Source organism: Limimaricola cinnabarinus LL-001 (genome assembly GCF_000466965.1).
GTDB classification, from domain to species: Bacteria; Pseudomonadota; Alphaproteobacteria; order Rhodobacterales; family Rhodobacteraceae; genus Limimaricola; species Limimaricola cinnabarinus.
In genome coordinates this window covers 1-1,800 of record NZ_BATB01000143.1, presented here as the reverse complement: position 1 = coordinate 1,800, position 1,800 = coordinate 1, and the positions used below count along the sequence as shown (strand labels likewise).

General features: G+C 64.8%; 1 protein-coding gene. It reads right to left on the bottom strand.

What is annotated here, in order from left to right; all coding sequences use genetic code 11:
- Window positions 1-66: 66 nt before the first annotated feature.
- Window positions 67-1,644 (bottom strand): dihydrolipoyl dehydrogenase family protein, encoded by a 1,578-nt coding sequence (locus tag MBELCI_RS18715; RefSeq protein WP_021695805.1) that lies wholly within the window; start codon window positions 1,642-1,644, stop codon window positions 67-69.
- Window positions 1,645-1,800: the final 156 nt, after the last annotated feature.

Sequence of the window (1,800 nt, the reverse complement as noted above, 5' to 3'; positions counted from 1 at the left end):
CCACATGACGGGACACTACCCAGAACAAGGGTTTTCGAGCGTTCTGCGCGCGAAATATTTTGCCGATCACGCGCATAATTCTTCGCCCTGATGATGTGCCCGGGTGCCGATTCGAATGCCATCTTTCGGCCCTGAGCCACCATTGCTGAGCGACGCCGCAAAGGTCCGGATCAAGCCCAAACTGACCGCGTTGCCTGTAAGATTTTCGCAGGTGCAGCATAGGCGCGCCTGTCGCGATCCGCCCATACCGACCCTTAAAGCCACATGCAGCGAATAGCTCCTCACAGGCCGAGCTTCCTCAGAACATCGAGCCGACATCGGATGCGGCAGTGGGATAGCGGCGGGCATTGCCTTCAGCTGCTGCTCCGTCAGCCCCAGCTTGATCGCCAGCGAGAAGAAGTTGATCAGCTCCGCGTAATCCGGGCCGAAGAGATGCGCACCGAGGATCTTGCCGTCCGAGCCGGTGATGACCTTGGCCGCTGCATGGCTTTCGCCACGGCGCTTCTGCGAGAACCAGCCCGAGGTGTCGGTGAAGCTCACTACGGCTTCGCCCCTCTCGCGCGCCTCCTCCTCCATCAGGCCCACGCGCGCCAACTCCGGGATGGTGAAGACCACGCTCGGCACGCCGGTATAGTCCGGCTCGGTGCGCTCGCCCTTGAGCATGTTCGACGCGGCAATCTTGCCCTCGAACACCGCGACCGGGGTCAGCGGTTTGCCGGGCGAAGCCGCGGCGTCGCCGGCCGCGAAGATGCGCAGGTTGGAGGTCGATTGCAGCCAGGGCGTCACCTTCACGCCGCCATGTTCTGTCTCGATCCCCGCAGCGGTGAGGTTGAGATGGTCGATGGCGGGCACGCGCCCGGCGCCATGAACGATGAGGTCGGCCTCGATGGCGTGGCGTTCGCCGTCCCTCGTGTAAACGACACGATGTGCATCGGCCACCGCTTCGATCCGCTCGGGCATTGCTTCCGCCACAATCTCGATCCCGGCGGCGCGGCTGCGCTCGAGCAGCATGTCAACGAGATCGGGGTCGAACATCTTGAGCTGACGCGCACCCCGGTCAAGGATTGTCACTTCTGCGCCCGCCCGCGCGGCGATATGCGCGAACTCGAAGGAGATGTAGCCGCCGCCGACGAAGACGATGCGGCGGGGAAGCTCCTCGAGATTCAGGAAATCGGTGCTGTCGATCACCTGCTCTGCGCCAGGAAAGTCGAGCGGGCGCGGCTTGGCACCGGTGGCGATCAGCGCGTGGTGGAAAGCGATCTCGCCGTGCCCCTCGATCTCGATCCGGTCCTTGGCGGTAAAGCGGGCCTGGCCATACAGCGGGCGCACGCCCGCCTCCTTCAACCCGTCTTCCATGCTCTCGGGCACCGGGTCGGTGAAGCTCTCCTTGTGCTTCATCAGAGCGGGCCAGTCGATCCGCGCCTCGCCAGTGACCCCCTTGCCCGACATCAGCCGCGCCGCTTCGACGGCCTCTGCGCCGGCGCGCAGCATCTTTTTCGGGTCACAACCCCGAAGCGCGCAGGTGCCGCCATAGGGCAGCTCGTCGACGATGGCGACGGACCAGCCGGCGCGGGCGCATTTCTTAGCGGCGTTGATCCCGGCCATGCCGGCGCCGATGACGATGAGATCGAGGGTGTCGGCCATGTCTGCTCCTTCTGTCATTCGGTTTTGGTTGGGGACGGTGCCTGTCCTCAACGATAGCGGCCCAGCAGTCGTTCGCTGCTCCACCAGATCGCGGCCATGCCGCCCCCCTCACGAGGCCCAGCCAGAGCCAGCCGTCTTCGCCTAAGGGCACCAGCC

What these genes read in the sequence shown, in the direction of transcription:
- MBELCI_RS18715 (WP_021695805.1), bottom strand. Translation starts at nt 1,644, where the DNA reads ATGGCCGACACCCTCGATCTCATCGTCATCGGCGCCGGCATGGCCGGG.